We start from the raw sequence: 4,820 nt of genomic DNA, 5'->3' as shown, positions 1-4,820 counted from the left end.
GGCGCGCGACGCCGGCTACGACGGCGTCGAGATCATGGGCAGCGAAGGCTATTTCATCAACCAGTTCCTGGTCACCCACACCAACCAGCGCAGCGACGACTGGGGCGGCAGCTACGCCAACCGCATGCGCCTGGCCGTCGAGATCGTGCGCCGCACGCGCGAGGCCGTGGGCCCCGACTTCATCATCATCTACCGCCTCTCGATGATCGACCTGATCCCCGGCGGCAGCAGCTGGGAGGAAGTCGTGCTGCTGGCCAAGGCCGTCGAGGCCGCCGGCGCCACCCTGATCAACAGCGGCATAGGCTGGCACGAGGCCCGCGTGCCGACGATTGCCACCTCGGTGCCGCGCGGCGCCTTCACCTGGGTCACCAAAAAGCTGCGCACCGACCTGCGCGCAGCCGGCCTCACCATTCCCGTCGTCACCAGCAACCGCCTGAACATGCCCGAAGTCGCCGAGCAGGTGCTGGCCGACGGCTGCGCCGACATGGTCAGCATGGCGCGCCCCTTCCTGGCCGACCCGGACTTCGTCAACAAGGCGGCCCAGGGCCGGCGCGATGAGATCAACACCTGCATCGCCTGCAACCAGGCCTGCCTTGACCACGCCTTCCAGGCCAAGCTGGCGAGCTGCCTGGTCAACCCGCGCGCCGTGCATGAGACCGAACTCGTCATCAAGATCACTGCCGCCAAAAAGCGCGTCGCCGTCATAGGCGCCGGCCCCGCCGGCCTGGCCGCCGCCACCACGCTGGCCCTGCGCGGCCACAGCGTGGACTTGTACGACGCGGCCGACAAGATAGGCGGCCAGTTCAACCTGGCCAAGCGCGTGCCCGGCAAGGAAGAGTTCGAGGAAACCCTGCGCTATTTCGGCCAGCGCATCCTCGGCACCGGCGTGCGCCTGCACCTGAACACCCGTATCAGCGCGCAAGACCTGATCGCCGGCAAGTTCGACGAGGTCATACTCGCCACCGGCGTCACGCCGCGCAACCCGCGCATCCCCGGCCAGGAGCATCCCAAGGTGCTCAGCTACATCGACGTGCTGCTGGGCCGCCAGCCCGTGGGCGAGCGTGTGGCCCTCATAGGCGCGGGCGGCATCGGTTTTGACGTCGCCGAATTCCTGGTCACGCCGGCAGGCCATTCCACCGCGCTCGACCTGCCCGCCTGGCTGGCCGAATGGGGCGTGGCCGACCCCGGCGAGGTGCGCGGCGGCGTGGTGCGCCCGCAAGCCACGCCGCCCGCGCGCCAGGTCACGCTGCTGCAGCGCAAGCCCGGCAAGCTGGGCGCCGGCCTGGGCAAGACCACCGGCTGGATACACCGCGCCGCGCTGAAAATGAAAAACGTCGAGATGCTCTCGGGCGTCAACTACGAACGCATAGGCGAGCAGGGCCCGGACCTGGGCCTGTTCATCACCTTCGGCGAAAAGCGCCTGGACGGCACCGTGCTCACCGTCGACAACATCGTGCTGTGCGCCGGACAGGAGCCGCTGCGCGAACTGCTGGAGCCGCTGCGCGCGGCCGGCGTCAAGACGCATTTGATAGGTGGCGCGCATGAGGCGGGCGAACTCGACGCCAAGCGGGCAATAGATCAAGGAACCCGTCTGGCTGCGATTCTTTAAGGCCTTCAGTTCTTACTCCCTCTCCCTCTGGGAGAGGGAGAAAGAAAAACCAGAGCCGCTCAGAATTTATTCGCAGTTCTAAATGCGGACCAAACTGAACAGCAGCAGCCCCAGCGCCATCCCAAAACTCAGCGCATGCATATTCGCCGCCATGGCAAAGCGATTCATGAGCCTCAGGCCCTGCTGGTCCTGCGAGCCCAGCAGGAACAGCAGGCACATCTCGCGGCGCCGCTGCGGGTCGACCGCGCTGTGCTTCTTGAGCGCCTTGTGCATGGACACCGACAGGTAGATCGCGACCACCGAGGCCAGCGCGATGATGGGAAAAAACCAGCCGCGCACCATCCATGCGGGAAGCTGCGGCGCCAGCCAGGCGCGCAGCAGGTCGGCGGCGGCAAAAATCAGGAAACCCGCGGCGAAACCCAGCCATTCCTGGGTGCGGAACTTCGCCATCATTTTCCTGGCCCTGGTTTCCAGGGGCAGCTCGTAAGCCATGCGGATCACCTCGTGCGAACAGTACGCCCGGTGTGCGGCCCCATGCCGGGCAACGCGGGTGCAAGGATTCTGCGCAGGAACACCCGCCGCGGCAATACTGCAAATGCAGGAGAACGGTGGTTTTATTTACGTCGCAGCGGGTCCAGCAGCGGCTTCAGGCCGTTGTGATCGATTTCCTGCATCAGCGCCAGCAGGCGGCCGATTTCCCCTTTGGGGAAACCCTCGCGGGCAAACCAGTTCAGGTAATTGCCCGGCAGGTCGGCGATCAGCGTGCCCTTGTGTTTGCCGAAAGGCATTTCGCGGGTCACCAGCAGGAGCAGGTCGTCGGGGTTCATATATATAAGCCTAGCCGCCTGCCCGTTTGGGCGCGTAGCCCTGCTTCTGCAGTTCCGCCATCACGCGCTCGCAATGGTCGCCCTGCACCTCGATCACGCCGTCCTTGGCCGTGCCGCCCGAGCCGCAGGCGGCGCGCAGCTGCTTGCCCAGCAGCGCCAGCGCCATGGCGTCCAGCGGCAGGCCCTTGACCACGGTCACGGTCTTGCCGCCCCGACCCTTGCTTTCTCGGCTCACGCGCACCGGGCCGCCCGCCGCGGCCACCGCCTGCTTGCAGGCGCAGGCCGCCAACGGCCGGCGGCAGCCGGGGCACATTCTTCCGGCCTCGGTGGAATAGACCAGGCCGCCTGTGGGAGTTTGTTTCATTGGGAAGGGAGAACCAGGAAATGAGAACCAAGGACGTATCCGGCCGGCCGGCATCGCTGTAGTTTTAGAACGACCGTTCGCAAAAATTTGTGAACTAGTTCACGAAAACCGCAGAATGTACCTTATAAACACGGGCGGGGATCGGCAGCTACGCCCCCTCTCAGGACGATAACAACTTCGGGCGACTCGGGACGCGAACAATGACAGGCAGCAGTTTTCTGATCGGATTTTTCATCTTTGTCGGCAGTGTGGCCCTGGGTGCCCTCGGTTATGAACGCTGGCTGTCCCATGTGGTGGCCAACCGCAAAAAGGTCGCGCGCAACCATGCCCTGCGCGCCAAACCCCTGACCAGCCGCGACGAACTCCAGGTCTGGCGCTGGCTCGAAGAAGTCTTTCCCGAACACCGCATCCTGCCCAAGATCCCCTTCACCGGTTTTATCGAGCCCAACCAGCGCGGCGGCGACGCCCACTGGCAGGCGCTGCTGGGCACCTTGAATTTTTCCTGCGCGCTGGCCGACCAGAAAGGCACGGTGCTGGGCTGCATCGACGTGCTGGGCCGCGGCGAGGTGACCGGCCGCAACCATGCCTTCAAGCGCGAACTTCTGGCCCGCGCCGGCATCCCCTACTGGATCATCGAAAGCCAGCGTCGGCCCAGCGCCGCGCTGCTGCGCGAGAAATTCCTGGGCGCCGCCATCAGCGAAGCCGGCAAGCTGGCGACCGCCGAACGCGCCCGCCGCGCCGCCCCCGCCAGGCTCGAGCGGCCGCAGCTTTCACGCGTGTCCAGCAATGCCTCGGACCTCACCAAAACCGGCATGACGCCGCTGCACCTGAAGTCCACCCTCAAGCTGCAGTCACTGGCCCGGGCCTTCGCCCTGCGCCTGGCCGGTGAAGAGCCGCGGCGCGACCGCATCCGCTACTCCAGCACCAATCCCAGCAGTTCGATTGTTTAGGGCTTCGGCTAAGCCCCTTTAAGCAGGAACTCCATCTCGGTCCCCGCCAGGTTCAGCACGTCGTTGTGCGCCAATGGCGTCGCCTTGGCACTTATAGGCTTGCCGTTGAGCGTCGACGGCGTCTCGCCGTCCATGTGGGCCACGTAGTAGCCGTCGCGCCGGTGCGAGATCGACACCACCGCCACGCCCGGCTGGCCGAAGGTGGTCACCGCCTTGACCACCGCCATTTCCAGGCCCGCCGATGAGCCCGACAGCACCTTGAGGCTGGCCTGCAGCGCGCCGGTGGTACCGGGCAGCCCTATCGCATCGAGCGACATCGCGGTGGTTTCCTGGCTTTCGGCCTGCGCCTCATGCTCGGAGGTCGCCAGGTACTGGATCCTGAAGTTGCCGATGTTGATGATGTCGTTGTCGTGCAGCAGCTCGCGCGCCTTGACCATATGGCCGTTCAGGTAGGTGCCGTTGGTGCTGCCCAGGTCGCGCAGGTAGACGTCGGCGATGCCCTTGAGCTCAAACACGCAGTGCTCGCCGCTGACCACCAGGTTGTCGAACACGATGTCGTTGTACGGCCTGCGGCCCAGCGTGGTGCGGTCGCTCTTCAGGTAGACATGCTTGATTTCGACGCCTTCGACCGATGCGATGAGTTGCGGCATGAGGAGAAGCCTTTCTTCTGAGGTTGCCGCCACTCCCAACGCGGCGGTCTCTTCATCGTAGCGCCGGCCCCGCGAAGGCACAAGGGCACTATGTCTTGGGCGTATCTGTGTTCCGGCAGGCCGCGCGGACCAGCCGCTGCGTCGGGTTGGGTGTCACGTCGACAAACTCCATGCGCCTGACCACGCCCTCGGCGTAGGTCGAGGTCTTGTGCGACTCACCCTGCCACAGCGGCTGCTGGTAAAAATCCAGCGAGAGGTAGCGCGCGTTTTTGTGCGCGCAGTCGAACTGCACGGTCGAGGTGTAGGAGCGGTAGGGCACGCCGTCCCAGCTGGTGCGCGGCTTGGAGCGGCTCACGCGTATCTTCATCGTGCGCACCTCGCCCTGCACCGACACCGGGATGGGATCCACCTCGATGGTGT

Annotated in this window: 7 protein-coding genes; 2 read left to right on the top strand and 5 right to left on the bottom strand. The window is 65.4% G+C overall.

The genetic code is table 11. From position 1 onward, the window contains the following. A partial coding sequence (locus AC1D0P_RS21870; RefSeq protein WP_477678671.1) for an oxidoreductase occupies nt 1–1,609 on the top strand: 1,609 nt, incomplete at its 5' end. Nucleotides 1,610–1,687: 78 nt separating this feature from the next. Here the strand turns inward: AC1D0P_RS21870 and AC1D0P_RS21865 are convergent. From AC1D0P_RS21865 to AC1D0P_RS21855, 3 genes are all read right to left on the bottom strand, one after another. Next, the gene (locus AC1D0P_RS21865; protein ID WP_477678670.1) at nt 1,688–2,101 is read right to left on the bottom strand and encodes a hypothetical protein; all 414 of its coding nucleotides are present in this window, start codon (nt 2,099–2,101) and stop codon (nt 1,688–1,690) included. Between the two features lie 122 nt (nt 2,102–2,223). Next, a complete protein-coding gene (locus AC1D0P_RS21860) occupies nt 2,224–2,436 on the bottom strand; it encodes a DUF3820 family protein (protein WP_436154996.1) in 213 nt (70 codons plus the stop codon). A gap of 10 nt (nt 2,437–2,446) precedes the next feature. Continuing rightward, a complete protein-coding gene (locus tag AC1D0P_RS21855) occupies nt 2,447–2,800 on the bottom strand; it encodes a translation initiation factor Sui1 (RefSeq protein ID WP_477654025.1) in 354 nt (117 codons plus the stop codon). A 200-nt stretch (nt 2,801–3,000) separates the two neighbouring features. Between AC1D0P_RS21855 and AC1D0P_RS21850 the strand changes: the two genes are divergently transcribed. After that, nucleotides 3,001–3,750, top strand: coding sequence for a DUF2726 domain-containing protein (locus AC1D0P_RS21850; protein WP_477678669.1), 750 nt, complete (start codon nt 3,001–3,003; stop codon nt 3,748–3,750). Nucleotides 3,751–3,758: 8 nt separating this feature from the next. Here AC1D0P_RS21850 and AC1D0P_RS21845 read toward each other — a convergent pair whose 3' ends face one another. Both AC1D0P_RS21845 and AC1D0P_RS21840 read right to left on the bottom strand, forming a co-directional pair. Continuing rightward, a complete protein-coding gene (locus AC1D0P_RS21845) occupies nt 3,759–4,400 on the bottom strand; it encodes an FHA domain-containing protein (RefSeq protein ID WP_477654027.1) in 642 nt (213 codons plus the stop codon). An 88-nt stretch (nt 4,401–4,488) separates the two neighbouring features. Continuing rightward, nucleotides 4,489–4,820, bottom strand: a 332-nt coding sequence (locus AC1D0P_RS21840; protein ID WP_477678668.1) for a surface-adhesin E family protein, incomplete at its 5' end; no start/stop codon positions are given.

Source organism: Polaromonas sp. P1_G2 (assembly GCF_056405515.1).
Note: the sequence above shows the minus strand (reverse complement) of the source record. Positions and strands in the feature narration are given on the sequence as shown.

Coding starts and splice junctions, on each gene's coding strand:
- AC1D0P_RS21855 (WP_477654025.1), bottom strand. CDS start 2,800: ATGAAACAAACTCCCACAGGCGGCCTGGTCTATTCCACCGAGGCCGGA.
- AC1D0P_RS21845 (WP_477654027.1), bottom strand. CDS start 4,400: ATGCCGCAACTCATCGCATCGGTCGAAGGCGTCGAAATCAAGCATGTC.
- AC1D0P_RS21865 (WP_477678670.1), bottom strand. CDS start 2,101: ATGGCTTACGAGCTGCCCCTGGAAACCAGGGCCAGGAAAATGATGGCG.
- AC1D0P_RS21850 (WP_477678669.1), top strand. CDS start 3,001: ATGACAGGCAGCAGTTTTCTGATCGGATTTTTCATCTTTGTCGGCAGT.
- AC1D0P_RS21860 (WP_436154996.1), bottom strand. CDS start 2,436: ATGAACCCCGACGACCTGCTCCTGCTGGTGACCCGCGAAATGCCTTTC.